At 61.7% G+C, this 20272-nt stretch carries 22 protein-coding genes; 9 read left to right on the forward strand and 13 right to left on the reverse strand.

What is annotated here, in order from left to right; genetic code table 11:
• Window positions 1-280: 280 nt before the first annotated feature.
• Window positions 281-706, reverse strand: a complete 426-nt coding sequence (locus C0Z18_RS25835; RefSeq protein ID WP_102648316.1) for a lipocalin-like domain-containing protein — start codon at window positions 704-706, stop codon at window positions 281-283.
• Between the two features lie 3 nt (window positions 707-709).
• Window positions 710-1246, reverse strand: coding sequence for a DUF2867 domain-containing protein (locus tag C0Z18_RS25840; protein ID WP_102648317.1), 537 nt, complete (start codon window positions 1244-1246; stop codon window positions 710-712).
• 194 nt (window positions 1247-1440) lie between these two features.
• Here C0Z18_RS25840 and C0Z18_RS25845 point away from each other — a divergent pair, with 194 nt between their 5' ends.
• From C0Z18_RS25845 to C0Z18_RS25865, 5 genes are all read left to right on the forward strand, one after another.
• A complete protein-coding gene (locus tag C0Z18_RS25845; protein WP_269845332.1) occupies window positions 1441-1746 on the forward strand; it encodes a winged helix-turn-helix transcriptional regulator in 306 nt (101 codons plus the stop codon).
• A gap of 125 nt (window positions 1747-1871) precedes the next feature.
• A complete protein-coding gene (locus C0Z18_RS25850) occupies window positions 1872-2324 on the forward strand; it encodes a MarR family winged helix-turn-helix transcriptional regulator (protein ID WP_102648318.1) in 453 nt (150 codons plus the stop codon).
• 25 nt (window positions 2325-2349) lie between these two features.
• A complete protein-coding gene (locus tag C0Z18_RS25855) occupies window positions 2350-2913 on the forward strand; it encodes a cysteine hydrolase family protein (RefSeq protein WP_102648319.1) in 564 nt (187 codons plus the stop codon).
• Between the two features lie 2 nt (window positions 2914-2915).
• Window positions 2916-3245, forward strand: a complete 330-nt coding sequence (locus C0Z18_RS25860) for a hypothetical protein (RefSeq protein WP_102648320.1) — start codon at window positions 2916-2918, stop codon at window positions 3243-3245.
• Window positions 3242-4495, forward strand: coding sequence for an MFS transporter (locus tag C0Z18_RS25865; protein ID WP_102648321.1), 1254 nt, complete (start codon window positions 3242-3244; stop codon window positions 4493-4495). Before C0Z18_RS25860 ends, C0Z18_RS25865 begins: the two co-directional genes overlap by 4 nt.
• An 8-nt stretch (window positions 4496-4503) precedes the next feature.
• Here the strand turns inward: C0Z18_RS25865 and C0Z18_RS25870 are convergent, their stop codons facing one another.
• Entirely contained in the window at window positions 4504-4887 is a 384-nt protein-coding gene (locus tag C0Z18_RS25870; protein ID WP_102648322.1) for an ATP-dependent protease, read from the reverse strand.
• A gap of 423 nt (window positions 4888-5310) precedes the next feature.
• On the opposite strand from C0Z18_RS25870, the gene C0Z18_RS25875 reads away from it, so the two are divergent.
• Window positions 5311-7230, forward strand: a complete 1920-nt coding sequence (locus C0Z18_RS25875; RefSeq protein WP_233217489.1) for a putative bifunctional diguanylate cyclase/phosphodiesterase — start codon at window positions 5311-5313, stop codon at window positions 7228-7230.
• Window positions 7231-7278: 48 nt separating this feature from the next.
• Here the strand turns inward: C0Z18_RS25875 and C0Z18_RS25880 are convergent, their stop codons facing one another.
• Together C0Z18_RS25880 and C0Z18_RS25885 are read right to left on the reverse strand one after the other, a co-directional pair.
• Complete coding sequence (locus C0Z18_RS25880; RefSeq protein ID WP_102648323.1) at window positions 7279-8607, reverse strand: type II toxin-antitoxin system HipA family toxin; 1329 nt, start codon at window positions 8605-8607, stop codon at window positions 7279-7281.
• Window positions 8608-8609: 2 nt separating this feature from the next.
• Window positions 8610-9044 carry a helix-turn-helix transcriptional regulator gene (locus tag C0Z18_RS25885; protein WP_102648324.1) on the reverse strand — a complete coding sequence of 145 codons (435 nt, stop codon included), beginning with the start codon at window positions 9042-9044 and terminating at the stop codon, window positions 8610-8612.
• Between the two features lie 284 nt (window positions 9045-9328).
• On the opposite strand from C0Z18_RS25885, the gene C0Z18_RS25890 reads away from it, so the two are divergent.
• Window positions 9329-10183: a DJ-1/PfpI family protein gene (locus C0Z18_RS25890; protein ID WP_102648325.1), complete on the forward strand. Its 855-nt coding sequence runs from the start codon at window positions 9329-9331 to the stop codon at window positions 10181-10183.
• Window positions 10184-10276: 93 nt separating this feature from the next.
• On the forward strand, window positions 10277-10759 hold the full coding sequence (locus C0Z18_RS25895; RefSeq protein WP_102648326.1) for a YybH family protein: 483 nt from the start codon (window positions 10277-10279) through the stop codon (window positions 10757-10759).
• A gap of 15 nt (window positions 10760-10774) precedes the next feature.
• Here the strand turns inward: C0Z18_RS25895 and C0Z18_RS25900 are convergent, their stop codons facing one another.
• The 7 genes from C0Z18_RS25900 to C0Z18_RS25930 all read right to left on the reverse strand — a co-directional run bounded on the left by C0Z18_RS25900 (window position 10775) and on the right by C0Z18_RS25930 (window position 17958).
• Window positions 10775-11722, reverse strand: a complete 948-nt coding sequence (locus tag C0Z18_RS25900; RefSeq protein WP_102648327.1) for a GlxA family transcriptional regulator — start codon at window positions 11720-11722, stop codon at window positions 10775-10777.
• A 69-nt stretch (window positions 11723-11791) separates the two neighbouring features.
• Entirely contained in the window at window positions 11792-12892 is a 1101-nt protein-coding gene (locus tag C0Z18_RS25905; RefSeq protein WP_102648328.1) for an alcohol dehydrogenase catalytic domain-containing protein, read from the reverse strand.
• Between the two features lie 42 nt (window positions 12893-12934).
• Window positions 12935-13690, reverse strand: a complete 756-nt coding sequence (locus C0Z18_RS25910; protein WP_102648329.1) for an SDR family oxidoreductase — start codon at window positions 13688-13690, stop codon at window positions 12935-12937.
• A gap of 32 nt (window positions 13691-13722) precedes the next feature.
• The gene (locus tag C0Z18_RS25915; RefSeq protein WP_102648330.1) at window positions 13723-14703 is read right to left on the reverse strand and encodes a sugar-binding transcriptional regulator; all 981 of its coding nucleotides are present in this window, start codon (window positions 14701-14703) and stop codon (window positions 13723-13725) included.
• A 49-nt stretch (window positions 14704-14752) separates the two neighbouring features.
• Entirely contained in the window at window positions 14753-15634 is an 882-nt protein-coding gene (locus tag C0Z18_RS25920; RefSeq protein WP_102648331.1) for a carbohydrate ABC transporter permease, read from the reverse strand.
• Window positions 15631-16569 carry a carbohydrate ABC transporter permease gene (locus tag C0Z18_RS25925; protein WP_233217490.1) on the reverse strand — a complete coding sequence of 313 codons (939 nt, stop codon included), beginning with the start codon at window positions 16567-16569 and terminating at the stop codon, window positions 15631-15633. Before C0Z18_RS25925 ends, C0Z18_RS25920 begins: the two co-directional genes overlap by 4 nt.
• A 36-nt stretch (window positions 16570-16605) precedes the next feature.
• Window positions 16606-17958, reverse strand: a complete 1353-nt coding sequence (locus tag C0Z18_RS25930) for an ABC transporter substrate-binding protein (protein ID WP_102648333.1) — start codon at window positions 17956-17958, stop codon at window positions 16606-16608.
• A gap of 202 nt (window positions 17959-18160) precedes the next feature.
• On the opposite strand from C0Z18_RS25930, the gene C0Z18_RS25935 reads away from it, so the two are divergent.
• The gene (locus C0Z18_RS25935; protein ID WP_102648392.1) at window positions 18161-19282 is read left to right on the forward strand and encodes an ABC transporter ATP-binding protein; all 1122 of its coding nucleotides are present in this window, start codon (window positions 18161-18163) and stop codon (window positions 19280-19282) included.
• A gap of 36 nt (window positions 19283-19318) precedes the next feature.
• Here C0Z18_RS25935 and C0Z18_RS25940 read toward each other — a convergent pair whose 3' ends face one another.
• The gene (locus C0Z18_RS25940) at window positions 19319-20233 is read right to left on the reverse strand and encodes an ABC transporter ATP-binding protein (RefSeq protein WP_102648393.1); all 915 of its coding nucleotides are present in this window, start codon (window positions 20231-20233) and stop codon (window positions 19319-19321) included.
• Window positions 20234-20272 lie beyond the last annotated feature (39 nt).

Consider the following 20272-nt stretch of genomic DNA (forward strand, 5'->3'; position numbering starts at 1 on the left):
ATCGAGGCATTCGGGCAGAAGTGAAACCTGCTTGCGGTCATCGCCTTCAACGAATCGCTTCATGAGTCACCCGGCGGTCGATGCGTTGATTCAGTTTAGGCGATGACTACGTTTTCACACAGCCTCGACCCAAAGGAGCCGGTGGAGGTGGCGAACCGCGGGCCCACAAGCAGACCGAGAAGCAGCCAAATCGGAGCACCCAAAGGTGGTTGCGTGGCCGCCGGACTCATCGTCAAATTGGTAACGTGGAACTAACATTGCGAACCCGGCGTCGCGAAAATTACTCACGCTTAAAGCTGAGAATAGCCCGTCCGATTGAATTCCCGGACACTAACGGATTCGGCATCCAGGCCGTGCTGACCTCAAGCGTGTCTCCATCAAGCTTATAGAAGCGTTCCTGCTCACTGCCGTTCCAGGCTTCATTCCAAGACGAGTCAATCTTTGTAATGAACCTGTCCTCATCTATCCGATACCGTCCTGTATAGGCCATCACGGTACGGAAGAGTGCCACCATCTTTTCATCTGTGTTTCCTGGCTCCCGCGTCTTTGAGGTAACCAATACCATCATTCGCCCATCAGAGCTGAAGATGAGGTACCCGTTCGGGTTTGCGCCCCAAGGTTGCGTGCGCTCGTTTGAATCCTGAAGCTCGGCATAGAAAGAGATCAGCCGCCAGCAGCCGTGGAGTTCCGTATCGTGCTCAGTCATGTTTCAGCCCGTCCTATCGCCAACGCATACACAAGTCCTCATTTCCCTTACTGCTCGTTCCAAATTCGCCCGCACAATAACGCGATGAAACGGCGCAATGGTCGCAAGATAGACACGTCCCAGTCTGTTATGGCAATGCACCACTGTGCCCGCAAGCAGCTCGCGCCTATTTTCCGCATCGGCGAGAAGTTGGATGGTGACGCGAAAGTCCAGATGCCGGTCATCCGCGCCAACGACCAACTCCGTCGCACTCTGTGACAGCATCGGTAAGTAGCCGATAACCGGTCCACGCGCCGCCCCGGCAAGACCGACGGCGCGAGACGATTTGACGCCGACTGTCGCCATCACCACATCCCGGACATATGTGAGCGCACGAATCCATCCCGCCTGCCGCTCGAACGCGGTACGTGCCAGCACCTCGAGATCGTCGCTAGCTTCGGCCGGCAATTGAATTGCGAAGGCGTCCAGCAGGTCCGCACCCGCGTAGAGCGGCACAAGCACACTGTCGCTAGGCATGGGCACGGCGCGCGCTTTGGTCATGAGTTTAGCTACCGGATGCTAGGGAGGGGAGTAGCAACTACCTCGACATGTGCTACGCTTTTAATAGCAAGGAGAATGTAGCTAATTTTCCTGACATGCGCTACTGTTTTGATAGCATCTTTGGAGCAAAAGACTTGGCCGACACACCTCTCCCGGGCAATCCGGTTCGTGGCTCCCGTACAGGCCGGCCCGTTATGGCTCTGTTCGATCTTCTCGGGCGCAACTGGACCATGAGAATATTGTGGGAGTTGTGCCATGACGGACCATGCACGTTTCGAGAATTGCAGGGTCAGTGTGAGTCCGTTTCCCCTGGTGTCCTCAACTCGCGTCTCAAGGAACTCCGCGAGTCGCAACTCGTCGAGCTGGGTGCCGAGGGCTACCAGCCGACGCCCATGGGAAGGAGCTTGTTTGAAGTACTCCTTCCGTTGGATCGGTGGTCGAAACGCTGGGCTACTTCATTGGCGCGCGATCGTTGCGATGAACCTAGAAACCGCAGTTGACCGCTTACCTTCGCGAGAGAAGCCTCGCCCTGATGTTCTTGAGATCGCAACTGTTGCTCAGTCCTGGTCGAAAAAATATACAGCCATTCTGTACAGATAAACTGTATACCTGCTATCATCGTTTCATGATGAAGCAATCAAATACCTCCGACAGTCCCGAATTGGCCGCTCTGGCGGGGGAACTGCGCATTTCTCTGGGCAAGCTGATTCGACGGTTGCGGGAGCAGGCGCATTCGGGCGACTTCACGTCCGCCCAGAAGTCGGTTCTTCTTCGTCTGGATCGCGACGGGCCCACGACCGTCTCCGCCCTCGCCCGCGCGGAAAGCGTGCGTCCGCAGTCCATGCGAATCACGGTAGCCGGTCTGGAGGCGATGGGGGCCATCAGCGGTGAGCCCGACCCGGCCGATGGCCGGCAAACACTGATAAACCTGACGCCCCGTTTCCGGAAACAGCTCAAGGCGAGCCGGGCTGCCAAAGAAGACTGGCTCGTCCGCGCCCTCCAGGCGCAACTTTCTCCCGAGGAACAAGGCGAACTCATGGCCGCGGTCAAACTGCTAGAGCGCGTCGCCGCCTTCTGAGCCATTCCCAGCGGTTGGAACTAACATGCCCCTCACCACACTCGATCCGATGACCGCCCTCGTCGTCGTTGACCTGCAAAATGGCATCGTCGGCTCTTCCTTCGTCCATCCCATCGAGGGGATCGTGAGTCGTTCGCGCGCGCTGCTCGACGCGTTTCGCGAACGCGGCCTGCCGGTCGTCCTCGTCAACGTTGCCGGGGTAGCGCCCGGCCGTACGGAGCGGCAGCGCCGCAGCGAACCGTATCCGGACGGGTGGACCGAGTTCATCCCCGAACTCGATCAGCAACCCGGCGACATCGTTGTAACGAAGCGAACCTGGGGCGCGTTCGCCAGCACCGACCTCGAAGACCGGCTGAAGTCGATGGGCGTCACCCAGGTCGTCATCGCCGGAGTCGCCACCGGAACCGGCGTCGAGTCGACGGCACGCCAGGCGTACGAGCACGGCTTCAACGTCACGCTGGCCCTAGACGCCATGACCGACGCGCGTCCCGAGGCCCACGACTACAGCATCAAGAACGTCTTCCCGAAGCTAGGCGAAACAGGCACGGCTCAGGACATCATCGATCTGCTGGCCACAAGGAGTGCCTGAGAATGGAATGGCTTTATCTCGTGTCGTGGTTCTTTGCGGGTGCCTTTCTCACGAATGCCGTGCCGCACTACGTCAGCGGCGTGATGGGAAAACCGTTCCAAAGTCCATTCGCGAAGCCGCCGGGGCAAGGGCTGTCTTCGTCGACCGTGAACGTGCTCTGGGGTTTCCTCAATCTGGTCATCGGCTACCTGCTCCTTTGCCGTGTCGGGAATTTCAATCCGAGGGATACGAGTGACGCCATCGCGCTCGGGCTCGGGGCCCTGGCACTCGGCCTACCCTCGGCACGACATTTCGGCCGCTTCCACGGCGGCAATACACCGGGGCATCCGTGAGCGAACCGGCAACCGGCGTCTTCCGTTCGCTGAGAAACGTCAACTACCGCATATGGGCGGTAGGCGCGCTGGTCTCCAACGTGGGCACGTGGATGCAACGCACGGCTCAGGACTGGCTGGTACTGACCCAACTCACGCATCACAATGCGGCGGCCGTGGGCACTGTGATGGCCCTCCAGTTCGGGCCACAGCTTCTGCTGTTGCCCTGGACAGGATTCGCCGCCGATCACTACAACCAGCGCAAACTGTTGATGGCAACCCAGGCCGCGTTGGGCGTTCTAGCCTTGGTGCTCGGTTTTCTCACGGTTACCCGCATCGTCCAACTTTGGCACGTCTACGTATTCGCCTTTCTGTCAGGCTGCGCCGCGGCGTTCGATGCGCCCGTGCGTCAAACATTCGTGGCCGAACTTGTCGGCGATGCGGATCTCCCGAACGCGGTCGCGCTCAACTCGACTTCATTCAACGCGGCGCGGATGATCGGGCCGGCGGTGGCCGGTCTGGTCATCGCTTCGATCGGCACAGGCTGGGCATTCGTGGTCAACGGCGCCAGCTTCGTAGCGGTGCTGGTCTCCCTGTTTCTGCTGCGTGTCTCCGCTCTGAAAGCAAACCCACGAGCCCGCCGGACCAAGGGTAGTCTTACGGAGGGATTGCGCTATGTGTGGGCCCGACCGGACCTCAAGGCGATCCTCGTCATGCTGTTCCTGATCGGCACGTTCGGACTGAATTTCCCGATCTTCATCTCGACCATGGCCGTCAGTGTCTTTCACACGGATGCACGTGGCTACGGGCTGCTGTCGTCGATCATGGCCGTCGGCACCATGTCAGGGGCACTGCTTGCAGCCCGCCGCGATCGGCCACGGTTCATGTCCCTGTTGATCGGCGCCGCGATTTTTGGAATCGGCTGCGCGCTGGCCGCCATCGCCCCGGGGTACCGGCTATTCGCCGGCGCGTTAGTCGTCATCGGTGTGGCCGCCTTGACCTTCACCACCGCGACCAACAGCCTGATGCAACTCACCACCGAGCCTGCCATGCGGGGACGCGTGATGGCTCTGCGCGTGGCCATTGCGCTCGGCTGCACGCCGCTCGGAGCGCCGGTCGTGGGTTGGGTGGCCGATCATCTGGGGCCACGCTGGGCGCTCGGCGTCGGCGCGGCGTCGGGCTTTGCCGCGGCGATGGTAGCCATCCACGCCATGACGCAACAGGTTCATCGGCCACGCGCAGGCCGATTCGAACAGCACGACTTGCAGTGATGCGGCGATCAGAGATCGCCGCGCACCTCGCCGGTTCCAAGCGCATTTCGCTGTCTGTTGACCTCGGCCCAAAGCTCGTCGCTATCGTCGTTACGTAGCTGGATCACCCACTCCAATTGATCGCCCGCCACGCCGAAGTAGTCGAGGATTTCCTTCCGAACCGCGCTCATGAACTGCGCGTATTCCGGCGTTTCTTGGGCCTGCGCGTGCAAGGCGTCGTATTCCACATCGTCCACGCCGCCGCCCTGCTCGTCGATATAGCGCGAGATCCATTGGTCCCGTTCGTAGTCGTAGTCAGCTTCGGCGCGCATCGCCTGTGCAGCCGTGTCGAAATCCAGTCGAGCGAACGCGGCGATCGCCGCCGTTGTCGCCTCGTCGAATGTAGTCGTCATCGCATACCTCAAGTTATCCGTGGAACATCATCGCGCCGGCACGTTTCATGCGCGTCACGCGGGTCATGTATGGCTCGGAACGGCCGCAGCGCCGTTGCGAAGTCAATAGGGGCGATATTGTCGGCCAACCCAAGCCAAACCGCCACATGTGGACGTTCTCGATCGATTCGGCCGATCCGCCGATATTTGCTGAAGTTTTCGGGTGGAGAACCGATATACCACTAGGGAGACACGTCGGCTTGCCGATGAGGGTCCCGGCCCTAATCTCCGTGCACGTGGGTAGTGCTGGGCCGGCCTGCGGCTGCGCGCCTCCTCGTTGCCATGCCGCCTTCGATGAACTCTGCTTTGTATTCAAATAATCCGCGATCCGGACAGCGTTGGTGGCAGCCCCGCGCGCCGCGGGGCGCCAGTTTGCCCGCGACGATGGGGCTCGTTCTGCTCGGGCTGGCGCTGTTTGCTGGCGGCCTTGGCTACATCGTGGCATCCCGCGAAGAGGTTACCGCTCGGCGCGTCCACGCGCTCCATGCGCGAAACGACATCGACCTGTTGCAAGAGCTGTATCTGCGTACGAACGCGGACTTCCTTCAAGGCTTCGGGACCACGCGCGTCGCATCTTTCGCGTGGCCCGTGCCGCGAGTGGGCGCGGCGCTCGCCAGCTTTCGGCGGCTCGAGACGAGCTATGCCGGGGCCCCCGGCGCCGCAACGATACAGGTGCTCCGGCAGGAGACCGCACGCTGGGCATGGCTGCTCGCCGACATCACAGTGTCGGCGCAGGTTGCAAATGGCCGCGCATCGGTCGATACGGCCAAATTGCTCGAGGCAAACCGATTGCTCGCCCGAATGGAGGGGCAATTGACGAGTTTGCGAGATGGGCAAACGCACATATTGCGATCGATGGCCGATACGGCCAGTAAACACGAGGCTATCGAAGGCGCGGTGCTAGCCCTTTCCGGGCTGCTCGCGTGTGCGCTCCTCAGCTATGCACTCATCGGGCGCTATCGGGCCCGATTGGAACGTCATAAAGTGCACCTTGCCGCGGCCCGCCGCGACGCCCTCACGGATCTGCCTAACCGCGTCACCCTGCGCGAACTCATGGATCAAGCAGTCTCCCGGAAGGAAGCATTCGCGCTGCTGTTCATCGACCTCGACCGGTTCAAAGACATCAACGACAGTCTCGGCCATGGCGCGGGAGACCGCCTGTTGCGCGAAGTCGCGCAACGCCTCGCACGTTGCGTGGGCGAGCACGGCCTAGTGACGCGATACGGAGGAGACGAGTTCGTGGCGATGCTCCACGGCCCGCATGAGGACGGACGGCTCACCGAACTGCTCTGCCGCATCGCGCGCGCGTTCGAAATGCCGGTGCAAATCGACGACGTGCAGTTGCGCGTTCAGTCGAGCATCGGCGTTGCGTGCTATCCCGATGACGCCTCCGATGCGGAAAGCCTTCTCAAGCATGCAGACCTCGCGATGTATCGGGCCAAGGCGCGGGGACGCGATGCGGTCGAACGGTTCAATCCGTCGTTCGCGCACGCGGCTGACCGGCGTATCAAGCTGTCGCAACGGTTACGAGCGGCACTGGAGTCCAACGCCTTCGAGATTGCCTACCAACCGCAAATCGATGTGCATACCTATGAGGTGACAGGCGTGGAGGCCCTGCTGCGTTGGAATGACTCGGAGATGGGCATCGTCAGTCCGGCCACGTTCATACCGATTGCCGAGGACATCGGCCTGATCGGGCAGTTGGGTGAGTGGGTTCTGCATACCGCGTGCAAACAGGCGAAATACTGGTCGAAGTCCCATCCCGCCTTAAGCGTGTCCGTGAACGTTTCACCGCGTCAGCTCGGTCGCGGCGATTTCTGCGAAGTCGTTCGGCGAGCGCTAGTTGCATCCGGTCTCGCCGCCGACCGGCTCGAACTCGAAATCACCGAAGGCGCGATGCTCGCGCCCGGAGCGGTATCGACCCTACAGGCACTCAAGGAGCTAGGGGTGGCGATCGCCATCGACGATTTCGGAACCGGGTATTCGAGCCTCTCATACTTGCGCACGTTTCACGCGGACCGCTTGAAGATCGATATGTCCTTTATCCGCGGCATTGGGTCGAACCATGCGGACGAAGCGATTATCCGGGCAATTCTGGCGCTTGCGCGCCGCCTGGACTTCGAAGTCGTCGCGGAAGGCGTGGAGCGGCCGGACCAGTTGGCTTTCGTTGCCGCGGACGGTTGCCGCTTCGTCCAGGGCTACCACTTTTGTGCTCCGCTCCCGGCCGACGACATTCCCGGGTATATCGGAAAATTCAAGAGCGGGCAACGCACGCACGCGTCTTTGCATCCGTCCGCGAAGTGACCCTTACCCGCGCGAACGTGTGTTGAGAGCACACCATCGAAAGAGAGACTACTGCGCAGCGAGCTTCCGGCTCTGCCTTCGCATACCGTCGAATATCTTGTCCGAGACGTCCAAGGGGAAACCTCTCGGCAATTGCGCCGCTACGTGCCCGATCACGGCCTCGGTTTTGCCCGTTAGCGTGTCGATCATCTCGTCCACCTCATCCGTCGCCAGCGCAACGCGCTGCCCTTGTGCAACCCAATGACGCCGACGGATCTCGCTAACCAAGTAATGCGCATTTTTGCCGCGCACCGCCATGGCGAGCCTGGCTCGGCGGGAGGATATCTGATTCCGTCCGTTTCCGATGATCGGGTGAGCGGACAGCACGTCATAGAACGGCGTCGCCACGTAGCGGCTCGACCGGAGATGAGCGATGCTGAAATTCTTTGCATGCCCATCGGTCGCCGCGAGAATCCAAAAAACGATCTGCGCCTTGAAGAAGTTGGACCGGTCGGCCCTCGCCTCTTCCGAGCCCGAGAGGATCCCCATGATCTTGTCGATGCCGGGACCACCATCGGATTCGTATTTGCTGTTTGGAGCCATTCCAGTGGCCTGGCACATATCTTCCTGAGGAAGACGCAGGATCCAAGAACCGTCGCTCGCCAATTTGCGGTCGAACCTCGCCACCACGAGCGCTTTTTGATCCTCGAACGCGCCGATTTCGCAGTGAGCGATCGGCAGTCCGTAGGCGGACACGATTTTCGAGCACAGCCATTCGTTCTCGATAGATGAGCGCATATCCGCACGCATGTTTCCGACCAGCCCAAGAGGGAGTTTCAGGATGTGCGTGGTGGGCGTGCTGCCCTCGGGTCGTAACCATTGGTTGCCGTGCCATAAAAGCGCGCTTTTCTCCTGCGCGCCCGCGATCGAGAGCCGGAGATCGCCGAAGGTGTCGTGCTGTCCCAGTGGCGCAGCGGTGACATCGCGCAGCAAGCGAGCCACGTCGGCCTCGCCCATGGGCGTGCCGCGAATCTGCTGAAGGTCGGCTGGCCGCTCGCCGGGCGGGAGCATCTGGATCGCGCCGGCGCAGTCTCGCCCCACCGCGGACAATAGCTCGAACGCAGACGTGCCCCCCGTTTTGTGGCGTACGGCAATACGCTCGCGGATCGCCCTGCTGTCGGGAAGTAGATTGTCGAAATAGTCCGACACGATCTGCCCCCGGTACGGCTGGTTACCGGGAGTGAACGGCATCGAGAGCGAGAGGGGGCGCCCTTGCTCGTCCTCGACCCAGGACTCGAAATAAGTGAGCTTCTCACCGTCGCGCGTGGTCTCCCATGTGCCAACGGGAATACCGTTCATCCACAGATCCAGGCTTTTTGTACGCGCGCTTCTCCTCATCGTTACCAATTCTCCCGCCTTTTGATGACCGGCTCGATAGCGACGGGCTCGCGGTCGCGGGCTTTTGGCGGAGCGTTGACGCGACCGGCCGCTCGTTTAGCACCGCTCCGTGGCGTGCCGGCTTCGACGCCGCGCTTCGTCGCAGCCGGCGGCTTTTCCGGAGCGGCTCCCTTAGCACTTTTGACACGCGTCGCGACATCGCCTTCGACTGTCGTAGACCCTGGCACCTGGGCCAAGACGAGGTTGACGTCGAGCAGCTTCAGAACGGGATAAAGACGATCGAAACTGGCCGACTCGGGTTTAGCTTCCAGTTGCGCGTACGTTTGCTGGGTGACGCCCAAGCGCGCCGCCAGTTGCGCCTGCGTCAAGCCGGCCGCCTTGCGAAAGCCCACTAGGAGCGGGCGGAGCTGCTGAAGTGTCTTGACGGGGTAATCCACGATGAGTATCGCTTTAACAGGCTAACTTCTGTAAGTGGCAAATACAGTATAGCAGCTGTAATGCGGCCGCGTACAGGCTAAAATCTGTAAATGTCAAATACAGATGATTGACTGTTTTTGCGCAACGATTGCCGCCCCCGACGGCGATCGGGTTTTACTTATTCCCCACGGCGATGGCAGTGGTTCTATCGGATGGCGTTTTTTGAGGTTTATACGACCTTTGCGCCATTCACCGCTCGTTTCATACTTCGCGTCGAAGATCCAGCTCTGAAGGAGTATCCATCTTGACCGACAGTAACGAAAACAATGCGGCCGGAAAGCAACTCACGCGAGCGGGCCGTTCGCGCCGCGATGTGCTCAAGCTTGGGAGCGCCGCCACGCTCGGCGCCCTCCTGGGTGGCGGCGCCTTGCTAGGACGTGTCGCGCCTGCGCTAGCGCAGGCAGGCAGCGAGGCGGCACTCGCCCCGAATGATCCCCTCGATATCTTGATCGTCAATTACGACGGAGGAACGCTTCTCGACTTCGCGGGGCCGAGCGAGATTTTTCACCGGCTACCGAATACGAACGTTCGCTACGCGAGCCTCAACGGCGGCAACGTCACCCTCGAATTCGGAGTTGTCTATGGCAAGACCGAACGACTCGCCGATATCGAGAAGACCGACTTGATATTGGTCCCCGGCGGATCGAATTTGGCGGTCCCGATGGGCCCGGCATATCAAGCGCAGATTCGCCGTCTAGCCGAAAGCGCGAAATACGTCACATCCGTCTGCAACGGATCGCTCGTCCTCGCCGCAACCGGCATTCTCAATGGCAAGCGAAGCGCCTGTCACTGGGCCTTCCTCAACAAGCTTTCCGAATACGGCGCGATTCCCGTTTCCGACCGCTTCGTCGAAGACGACCACGGCCGGTTCATGAGCGGCGGCGGCGTAACGGCGGGCATCGACTTCGCGCTTCGCGTCGCGGCGAAGCTGCGCGGTAAGCAGGCCGCCGAATTCACGCAACTGGTGATCGAATACGATCCCGCTCCGCCGTTCCATTCCGGTCACCCTCGGGACGCGCGACCGGAGATTCTCGCGATGGTCGACAAAGAACTACCCGGCGCGTCGAAGGGGCTCGCACGCGTCCCCGGTGTTCGCTAACTTCGTCGCGGGCAATGGGGCCTAGCCATGCTTGCTTCAGCCGCCTAATTTGCGCGGCACTCTCGAACTCAATCCACTAGCGGAATCCATTCAATGCAACAAATCCGTGTTTATACCGCTGCGCTTGCCGCTTGCGTGTCGCTTTTCGCATTCGCGGGGCCGGCCACCGCCGGCGGTTCACAACGTTTGCCGGAAGCAGCCATCAAAGCCGAAAACGCACGATGGGCGGATGCCTTTCGGCGAGGGGACTATGCGGCAATCGGCCGCCTCTATACGGACGACGGCACACTGTTGCCACCCGGGGGCGACAAGGTAACGGGAGGCGGCGCGATTAGCGCATATTTCGCCGAGCGGTACGCGGGATCGAAGCCCGACACCGTGTCGTTCGATCACTACGAGTTCTACGGTAACGATCGGAACGTGACGGAGGTCTCGGATGCCGAAATCCACGATCCCAGTGGGAAGCTCAAATTTCGCGGCAAGCAGATTCTCGTCTTCCTGAAACAGGGCGGCGCCTGGAAACTGCATCGCGATATGTGGAACGCCTACCCTTCTTCGACACCTGACGGCAATTGAGCAGCAGGCGCTCGATCAGCGCGCTCTGTTCAATCTACTCTCGCGCCGGATCGCTTGCGGCGGGTGCCCATGCAGTTTGATGAAGGCTCGCCGCATCCGCTCCGGATCGATGAATCCCACTGCCAGTGCGATCTGCTCGATGGGTTCGCCGCCATCTTGCAGGCGCAGCTTCGCAGCTTCGACTCGCAAGCGCTCGACCGCCTTGGCCGGTGTCTCGCCGGTCTCTCGCCGAAATGCTCGCCCGAACTGCCGCACGCTTAAACTGGCGGCCTCGGCCAGTCGCTCGACCGGCAAGGCTTCGGCCAGGTGTTCCCGGGCGAAATTCAGGGCGATACGGATACGATCCGAGTCCGGCTCCATTTGCGACATGGCCGAAAATTGGGACTGCCCCCCTGGCCGGCGATACGGCACGACCAACAGCCTGGAAACCGCGCGCGCAATCTCCGCGCCCACATCCCTTTCGATCATGCCCAGCGCCAGGTCCACTCCGGACGCGATGCCCGCCGACGTCCAAACACGCCCATCGACGATATAGATGCTATCGCCCTCGACCCGGGTGCCGGGGAAACGCGACTGCAACAGCGCCGCATATCGCCAGTGCGTCGTGGCTCTGAGGCCGTCCAGCAAGCCGGTTTCCGCGAGTAGAAACGCCCCCGTGCATACGCTTGCCACTCGGCCTGCGCGTGCGCCCAACTTCTTCGCGGCCGCGATGTTCTCGGGGGTACGCATCGGATCGATGTCGCCGCCCACGAAAACGACGGTATCGAACGTCCGCCTCGCACTCGCCTTCGTCTCGATGGAAAGGCCCGCATTGCCGGTAACCGCCCCTCCGGACGCCGAAATCACATGGAGCTCGTAGGGCGTACGGCCCGCGGCTGCGGCTACTTGATTAAAGGCCGACAGCGGTCCGCCAAGATCGAGCGCATCGTGGCCACGGCAGACGAAGAATCCAATTCGATGCATGAGGAAGTCGTTATCCGATATCTCCGGGAAGATGCATTGTATGGAGATCTCGAACGGGTCGCACGGGCATTACGTCCTCGCGCGATCGCCCGGCCGCATCAGCACCTTGATCGAATCGAGCGAATTCGCGACTTTGATGGCCTCCTCCCACTCTTCGAGCGGGAAGCCATGCGTGACGATGCCCTTCGACGTGACGAGCCCGCGCGCAAGCAGGTCGATGGCGATGGGGTAGCAATAGGGCCCGAGGTGGGCGCCGCGCACGTCGAGTTCCTTTCTGTCGCCGATGATCGACCAGTCGACAGACGTCTCCGCGCCGAACACCGAAAATTCCACGAACCGCCCAAGCTTGCGAATGAGGTCCAACCCTTGCGGTACACCCGCCGGTACGCCAGTCGTTTCGATGTAGACATCGCAGCCATATTGGTCGGTGAGTGAGCGAACGATTGCGAGCGCGTCGTCCGTCTTCGGATTGATCGTGACGTCGGCACCGTACTCGCGCGCTAGCGCCAGACGCTCGTCCACGAGATCGATGACGACGAGCTTTTTCGGCGTCTTCAAGTGCGCCACCTGCGTCATCATGAGCCCGAGCGGCCCGGCGCCGGCGATCACCACCACGTCGTCGAGTTGAATGTCGCCGCGATTGACGGTGTGAATCGCACAAGAGAGCGGCTCGATGATGGCGGCATCCTCGATCGAAATACCGTCCGGTATCTTGTGCACGATCGCCGTCGGCGGAAAACGCATGTATTCGGCCATGCCGCCGTCTGCCACTTCGCGCTGAAAGCCGAAGATGTTGTGGACTTCGCACATCCAATATTGGCCCGACTTGCAATAGCGGCACTTCCCGCACGGCACGATCTGCTCGGCGATCACGCGTTCGCCCACCTTCACGCCGAAGTGCTCGGCCGCGCCTTCGCCCAGTGCGTCCACGTACCCGAAGAACTCGTGTCCGGGTATCACGGGGGCCTTGACCCAAGGGTTGGGTCCACCCCAAAACATCTTCGCGCCCGAATAACACTTGCAGTCGCTCGCGCAAATTCCGCAGGCCGCGATCCGAATGACGAGCTCGTTCGGACCGGGACTTGGCCGCGCAACGCGCTCGACGCGGTAATCCTTCGGGGCATGGCAGACGACGGCCGTCATTTGCGCCGTCTCGTTCGGTTCACTCATAGTCGACTCGCTTGCAATGAGAGAGGAATTGACGCACGGCGTTCACCGCGCGAGGAAACCGCCATCCACGGCCAGACTCACGCCGTTGATCATGTGCGATTCGGCGCCGAGCAGGTACGCGATCGTCTGCGCCACCTCACCGGGCTCGACGAACCGGTTCAAAGGAATACGCGAAAGCATCTGCGCCGCCTTGCCGGGGTCGCCCCAAGCTTTCTGCGCCATCGGCGTCAACGTCACGGTCGGGTTCACCGTATTGACGCGGATACCGTGCTCCCCCAATTCGACGGCCATCACGCGAGTCAGCGCGTCCAATGCGGCCTTCGACGCGCAATAGGCCGCATGCAGCGGGAAGCCGATCTGGGCGGAAATGCTCGACACGTTGACGATCGCCCCACCCGTGCCGCGCTCGATCATGCTGCGCGCACAGATCTGCCCCACGACCATCGCGGCCCGCACGTTCACTGCCATCGTCTCGTCGAACGCCTCGACGTCGAGGTCGAGGAACGGCTGCAAACGCGCGATGCCCGCGTTGTTCACGAGAAGATCGATCGGCTGCGCGGCGAGTGCCGCGGCGCGCGCGGCCGCCACGTCGGCAAGCTCTACCGCATGCGTCTCGCAGCCGATCTCGCGCTCCAGCGAGCGCAGGTCGTCAGGCGAGCGGCTCAATGCAACGACGCTCGCGCCCCGGGCCGCGAGCAGCAACGCCGTAGCGCGGCCGATACCCTTGCCGGCGCCCGTCACCAGTACGCGCTTGCCGGAGAATTCCTTGCTGCGATCCACCACGCTCGCCGGGATCATATTGAGCTGTCCTTACGTTATGCCTTTGCGACTCACGGCTCCTCGCAAAGCCGCCGGGCGGTGTCCTCATCGGTCACGAGCACCGATACGTAGCCTCCCCGCAGCACGGCGCGCGTCACGAAGAACTTCTTGGCGCCCCCGCTCGCGAGCACCACTTGCTTGATGTCGCGCAAATCGTCGAGTGCGACCGCGACGGTGCGGCGATTCAAAGGGTGATTGATGAGCTTGCCGTTCTCGTCGACGAAATGGCCGAGTACGTCACCCACGGCGCCCGCCTTGCGCAGCGTGCGCAGGTCCTCGGGATCTTTGACGCCGTACGTAATCACGAGCGATTCCGTGAGGTCCCCCGCCGTTACCAAGGCGAGGTCGGCACCGCGTGCGCGATCGTAGGTTTCGCGCACGGCGTCCTCTTGCAAAATGACATCGCGCACCTTCTGGCTGCTCACGTAAATCGGCGCGGCGAATAGATAGCCGTCCGCGTGACACAGATCCGCGAAATCGGACACGATGTCGAACGTATTGATGCTCGGGCAATGCGCGAGCCCGCCCTGCATCGAGACGGCCGAGATCGGTCCATAGGAACGCTGCGGCAACGCGCGCAGTACGGCGCGAATCGTCCGGCCCCAGCCCAGCCCGATCGTATGGCCCGCCGCGATATGCTGCGTCAGATAATTCGCGGTGCCGATACCGAGCGCGGCCATGGTCGCTTCATAGGTCGCCCCGCTCGGCACGACGACGGCCGCTTGCAAGGAAAAACGCTCGACGAGTTGCTCCTCGAGCGCCACGCACGGCGCAATGCGGCTATCGATCGTGATCCGCACGCGCCCCGATTCGCGGCTAGCGGCGAGCAGACGGTTGACGCGCACGCGATTGGTGCCCAGCAGTTGAGCGATCTCCTGCTGCGTCATGTTGCCCACGTAGTAATGCCAGGCGACACGCGTTTGCAGTTCTTCCTCGCGGTCGACGCCCTCTTCGGGCTCGACGCTCTGAATGGATTGGGTGGTCTTACCCATGATGTCAAAAATGTCTCGCGGAGAAAAACCGACAGTTATAGCAAATGACTCATTTGACGGCGCCCATCGTGAGACCTTGCACGAGCCGGCCCGATACGAGCAACGCGAAGATCACCATCGGCAACACGATCAGCGTGCCCGTGGCCATGATCTCGCCCCACGGCAGCTCGTAGCCGCTCATGTAGTTCGTTGCGGCCACGGGCGAGGTAGCGGCGTTGTCGCGCGTCAGCACGAGCGCATAGAGCAAGTCGTTCCACGAAAAGATGAAGGCGAAAATGGCGGACACGACGATGCCCGGCATCGCGAGCGGCAAGTTGATGCGCCAAAACACGCGCCACGGCGAAGCGCCGTCGAGCCGAGCGGCCTCGTCGAGCTCGATCGGCACGTTGCGGAATTGGTCGGTACAGATCCAAACCACGATCGGCAAAGAGAACGTGAGGTAGAGCAGAATCAGCACGATGTGCGTATCGATCAGGTCGAGCTTCGTCGCGATCAGGAAGAACGGCACCGCCAACACGACGGGACTGACCATGCGGTTGGAGATGAACCAGAACCACAGGTCGCGCTTGCCGCGAAACTCGAAACGCGCGAGCGCATAAGCGGCCGGGGTACCGAGCAAGATCGCGAGTACCGTCGTGCTGCCGGCGACGATCAGCGAGTTGACGAGGCTTGCACCCACGTCGTGCCGGAACAGTGCATCGCCGTAGTGCTGCAATGTCGGCGAGAAACGCCATAGCGGCGGATAGGCGAGCGCGTCGGCCTGTGTCTTCAGGCTCGTCGTCACCATCCAATAGAACGGAAACACCGACGACAGGAACACGACGAGCAGCGCTAGACCATGCCAAACGGTTGCCCGCCGCCGTCCGGCGCGCGCGCGATGCGAGCGCGGCGTGGCGCCGATCGCCAACAGACCGAAAATGGATACGCTCATGCGAGCTCCCGGTAGATGTAGCGAATGTATAGGCGCGAGAGGACGATGGTCAGCACCAGCAGCAGCATCGCTTGCGCGGAGGCCAAGCCTTGATCGAACAAGCGAAACCCGATCCGCTCGATATAGACGCTGATGAATTCGGTGGCCGCGCCGGGGCCGCCGCGCGTCATCGTGTAGACGGCATCGAACATCTTGAGCATGTCCGCCGAGCGCAGAATCAAAATCGCCGTCAGTCCCGGCAGCAGATAGGGCCGCTCGATATGCCAGAGGATCGTCAAGCGCTTGCGCGTCTCGAGCCGCGCCGCTTCCTCGGCTTCCTTCGGCACCATCGTCAGCCCGGCAAGCAGGATGAGCGCGCAAAACGGCGTCCATTGCCATACGTCCATGACCATCACCGAGACGTAGGCGAGCGTTGGATCGCCTAGCCAGTCGAGCGGTTGAACGCCGAAGAAGCCGAGCAAATAGTTGGCAACGCCGAACTGCCGATTGAAGATGAGCCGGCCGATGAGCCCGACCACGGCGTAGGTCGTCGCCATCGGCACCACGAGGCCCACGCGTGCGGCGGCCCGCAGCCAAGCGAGGCCGGGCCGGTGCAGCATCAGCGCCGCGAACAGACCGAGCGCGATTTCGATCGGCAGCGCCAAACACAGAAACAACATCGTGCGCCCGAGCGCCTGCCAAAACGTCGAATCGGTCAACGTCGCCACGTAATTGTCGAGCCCGACGAACGGCGTACCCGACTCGAGATCGGCGAGCCGGTACTGATGCACGGAGTTGTAGAGCGCGACCAACAGCGGATAGATCCCGATCACGGCTAACGCGAACACGGCCGGAAACAGAAACCAAAACGCGGGCGAACGCGGCCACAGCCGCCGCCGCATACGCTTGCGTGCGGCTGGCTCTCGTACCGCGTGCGACACGCTACCGTTCAGCATAGAGATCTCCGGTTCACGCTAGCCGAGGCCCATGGCCTACTTGAGCAGCGGCTTCTTGCCGTCGTAGTAGCCGGCCTTTTGCAGGATGCCCTCCATCTTCGAGCCGATCGTCTGCGCTCCGTCCTTGACCGATACCTCGCCGAGCATCATCTTCGTCCCCCACTCGCCGATGATTTCGGAGATCGCGGGCCACTCGGGGAAGCGCGGGCGATAGTCGGGCACGCCGCCTTGCCACGATTCCACCATCGGCTTCACGAACGGATACTTCTGCTCGACGGCCGGGTCCTTGTACACCGCCATCCGAGCGGGCACGCCACCGGCCTCGAGGTAAGGCTTGGCCATCTGTTCGGACGTGATCCACTGAATGAAAAGCCAGGCCGCGGCTTGCTTCTTCGCGCTCGCCTTCGCGTTGACGGCCAACGAGAAACCGCCCAATGCGGGTTTGAGGCCAGCCGGGCCGCGCGGCTCGGTTGCAATACCAAGGCAATTGCCGAGCTTTGACTTCGAGGGATCGGTCAGGGTGGGATAGAACGCCGACCATTCGGTAATCATCGCCACTTGCCCTTGAGCTAGCGCGTTGACGGCCTCCGCATGGTCGTAATCGACGATACCGGGCGGCATGTACTTCATGAGCTTTTGCCGGTACTCGAGCCCCGCCTGCGATTGCGGCGACATCAGGTTCGACTTGAATTTGGCGTCGAGCAACGAACCGCCGTTCGGCCAAAGCATGCGCATGAAGCTATCGGCCGATTGCGTCTCGCCACGCCGCGATTGCAACGCGAACGCATACTGATTCTTGCTCGCGTTCGTGAGTTTGGGTGCGTAGACGTTCAGAAGATCGTCCCAAGTCTTGGGCGGCTCATCGAATCCCGCCTGCTTGAGCGTGCACTTGTTGTAAAACATGAGCCCCGAGTAGTTGTCGAACGGTAGCCCGTACGTGACCTTGTCCCATGTGCCGAACGAATCGAGCAAGATCGGGAAGAAGCCCTTGAGGTTCAGGTTTGGATCGGCAAGCTTCGGATCGTCGGTGAACTTCTTGATCGGCACGAGCCACTTGTTACTCGCGAATTCGCCGATCCACACGACGTCGACGAGAACGATATCCTGCGCGCCGCCGCTGACGAAATTGAGCACCTCCTTTTGTCGCGTGCTCTCGTAGGGCACGACGTCCCACTTGATCGTGATGCCCGTTTCCTTCTCGAATTGCGGGATCAGTTTCTCCGCGGCCGCATAGCCGGGCCGATCGAGGAAGATCGCATGGATGGTCGTGCCCGAGTAGGGCGCGGCTGCCTCCTTCAACGTCCATGCCGAAGCTTGGGCCGCCACCAAAAACGATGCGGCGGCCAACGACGCCATCGCAGTGTTGCGCTGCAAGAACCGTTTGTTCATCGATTGTCTCCTTGTCCAGCGGTACGTGCACGCAACCGGCGGCCTTCCGGGGGTGTGCGTTTCACTTGTAATTTCGTTTTTTCAAATGTATATTTTGGCGCACGATGGTTGTCAAGAAGAAAATGATTAGGAGTCCTTGCGGCACTGCATGATGAAACGGCAGTGCGAAGCACGAAGTGCGACGTTCGTAGGAGACACGAAAGTGAGCGCAGTTCAGTTGCAGCAAATCCGCAAAACGTTCGCCGGCGCCGACGTGCTCAAGGGCGTCGATATCGAAGTGGACGAGCACGAGTTCCTCGTCTTCGTCGGGCCGTCGGGATGCGGCAAGTCCACGCTGCTCCGCACCATTGCCGGTTTGGAGCGCGTCGATTCGGGGCGTGTTTTGATCGGCGGCGAGGACGTCACCGAGGTCGAACCGTCCGAGCGCGGCGTAGCGATGGTTTTTCAGTCGTATGCGCTCTACCCGCATATGTCCGTCTACGAGAACATCGCATTCGGATTGCGCATGCTGAAGCTGCCGCAAAGCGAGATCGACCGGCGCGTGAACGGCGCCGCGCAGATTCTTCAAATCGGCCAGTTGCTCGAGCGTCGTCCGCGTGCGTTGTCAGGCGGCCAACGGCAGCGCGTGGCGATCGGGCGCGCGATCGTGCGCGAGCCCAAGGTGTTCCTCTTCGACGAGCCGCTGTCGAACCTCGATGCCGCGCTGCGCGTGCAGATGCGGCTCGAACTCATCAAACTGCACAAGCAGTTGAACGCGACGATGATCTACGTGACGCACGACCAGACGGAAGCGATGACGATGGCCGATCGCATCGTCGTGCTCAATCACGGCTCGGTCGAGCAGATCGGCTCGCCGCTCGAACTGTATCGCCGCCCACGCAACCGGTTCGTGGCCGGCTTCATCGGCTCGCCGAAGATGAACTTCATCGACGTTGAAGTCAGTACCGCCGATCGCGCCGGTGTGACGATCGCCCTACCTGGTGGCGCGCCGCTCTCGGTCCGGTGCGAGGCCGACGGTGTTCGCGCGGGGGATAAGCTCACGCTCGGCATACGCCCCGAGCATTTCGCGGAGAACGGCGCGGCGGGCTGCGACGCGCGCTTGGCGGGCGAAGTGATCGTGGTCGAGCATCTGGGCGGCGAGACATTGCTGCACGTGGGACTCGCGGGCGGCGCCACGATTCAAGTGAAGGGCTCGGGCGATTCGGCCGCGACGGACGGGCAGCGGATCGAAGTCGGTTTCTCCGCGCGGCATGCACACCTGTTCGGGAGCGATGGTCTTGCGCTCGGCGCGGTACGCGAGGCTGCGCAGGCGAGCACCGCGTAATGCGCCAATACCGCTATGAAGTTAGCCGCCCCGGCTTTACTCCACGTTATCCGTCACGTCGGTCATTCGAATCATATGCGGACGGCCCACGTCGTCGCCGCCGTCGCCCCCGATCGGCTTCGGATGAATGAGCGCTTCAAGCCTCGCCTTCGTCGCCGTGAACTCGCGCGTCGTCAACTGCGCGGCCTCGCGCGGGCGCGGCACCGGCACCTCGATCAATTCCTGCACTTCGCCGGGATTGGCTTTCAACACGAGGATCCGGTCGGCCAGCATGATCGCCTCGTCGAGATCGTGTGTGATGAACAGGATCGTCACGTCGATGTTGCGCCAGATGTCGATCAGATGCGCTTGCATCTTCGCGCGCGTCTGCGCATCGAGTGCGCCGAACGGCTCGTCCATCAGCAAAATGCGAGGGCGATTCGCTAGCGAACGCGCTATCGCCACGCGTTGCTTCATGCCACCCGACAACTGATGCGGATAGACATCGGCGAACGGTGTGAGCCCCACGAGATCCAGCCACTGAAGGGCCTCGCGCTCCGCTTCCCCCGCACTGCTGCCGTTCATCTTCAGGCCGAACATGACATTCTTTTTCACGGTCAGCCACGGAAACAACGTATAGCCCTGGAAGACCATGCCGCGGTCGGCACCGGGGCCACGCACGGGCTTTCCGTCGAGTAGCACTTCGCCGCTCGTATGAGATTCAAGGCCGGCCAGGATGCGGATGAGCGTGGACTTGCCGCAGCCGGACGGCCCGATCACGCAGACGAATTCTCGCCGGTGCGTGCGGAAGCTGACGTCGCTGAGCGCCACCACCTCGCCGCGCGCCGAACGGTAGCGCTTGCCGACATGCCGTACGTCGAGCACCACCTCACGGGCCTTCAGGCGCGCGAAGCGCTCGCGCACCGCCTCCGACTGAATCAAGTATTCGGGAACAGGTTCAGGGTTGCGCATGATCGCCTCTTCGGTACCGATTGGAAAATTCACTGACGT

The sequence above is a fragment of the Trinickia dabaoshanensis genome (assembly GCF_002879885.1).
GTDB classification, from domain to species: domain Bacteria; phylum Pseudomonadota; class Gammaproteobacteria; order Burkholderiales; family Burkholderiaceae; genus Trinickia; species Trinickia dabaoshanensis.

Coding starts and splice junctions, on each gene's coding strand:
- C0Z18_RS25835 (WP_102648316.1), bottom strand. CDS start 706: ATGACTGAGCACGATACGGAACTCCACGGCTGCTGGCGGCTGATCTCT.
- C0Z18_RS25840 (WP_102648317.1), bottom strand. CDS start 1,246: ATGACCAAAGCGCGCGCCGTGCCCATGCCTAGCGACAGTGTGCTTGTG.
- C0Z18_RS25845 (WP_269845332.1), top strand. CDS start 1,441: ATGGCTCTGTTCGATCTTCTCGGGCGCAACTGGACCATGAGAATATTG.
- C0Z18_RS25850 (WP_102648318.1), top strand. CDS start 1,872: ATGATGAAGCAATCAAATACCTCCGACAGTCCCGAATTGGCCGCTCTG.
- C0Z18_RS25855 (WP_102648319.1), top strand. CDS start 2,350: ATGCCCCTCACCACACTCGATCCGATGACCGCCCTCGTCGTCGTTGAC.
- C0Z18_RS25860 (WP_102648320.1), top strand. CDS start 2,916: ATGGAATGGCTTTATCTCGTGTCGTGGTTCTTTGCGGGTGCCTTTCTC.
- C0Z18_RS25870 (WP_102648322.1), bottom strand. CDS start 4,887: ATGACGACTACATTCGACGAGGCGACAACGGCGGCGATCGCCGCGTTC.
- C0Z18_RS25875 (WP_233217489.1), top strand. CDS start 5,311: ATGGGGCTCGTTCTGCTCGGGCTGGCGCTGTTTGCTGGCGGCCTTGGC.
- C0Z18_RS25880 (WP_102648323.1), bottom strand. CDS start 8,607: ATGAGGAGAAGCGCGCGTACAAAAAGCCTGGATCTGTGGATGAACGGT.
- C0Z18_RS25895 (WP_102648326.1), top strand. CDS start 10,277: ATGCAACAAATCCGTGTTTATACCGCTGCGCTTGCCGCTTGCGTGTCG.
- C0Z18_RS25900 (WP_102648327.1), bottom strand. CDS start 11,722: ATGCATCGAATTGGATTCTTCGTCTGCCGTGGCCACGATGCGCTCGAT.
- C0Z18_RS25905 (WP_102648328.1), bottom strand. CDS start 12,892: ATGAGTGAACCGAACGAGACGGCGCAAATGACGGCCGTCGTCTGCCAT.
- C0Z18_RS25910 (WP_102648329.1), bottom strand. CDS start 13,690: ATGATCCCGGCGAGCGTGGTGGATCGCAGCAAGGAATTCTCCGGCAAG.
- C0Z18_RS25915 (WP_102648330.1), bottom strand. CDS start 14,703: ATGGGTAAGACCACCCAATCCATTCAGAGCGTCGAGCCCGAAGAGGGC.
- C0Z18_RS25920 (WP_102648331.1), bottom strand. CDS start 15,634: ATGAGCGTATCCATTTTCGGTCTGTTGGCGATCGGCGCCACGCCGCGC.
- C0Z18_RS25925 (WP_233217490.1), bottom strand. CDS start 16,569: ATGCTGAACGGTAGCGTGTCGCACGCGGTACGAGAGCCAGCCGCACGC.
- C0Z18_RS25930 (WP_102648333.1), bottom strand. CDS start 17,958: ATGAACAAACGGTTCTTGCAGCGCAACACTGCGATGGCGTCGTTGGCC.
- C0Z18_RS25940 (WP_102648393.1), bottom strand. CDS start 20,233: ATGCGCAACCCTGAACCTGTTCCCGAATACTTGATTCAGTCGGAGGCG.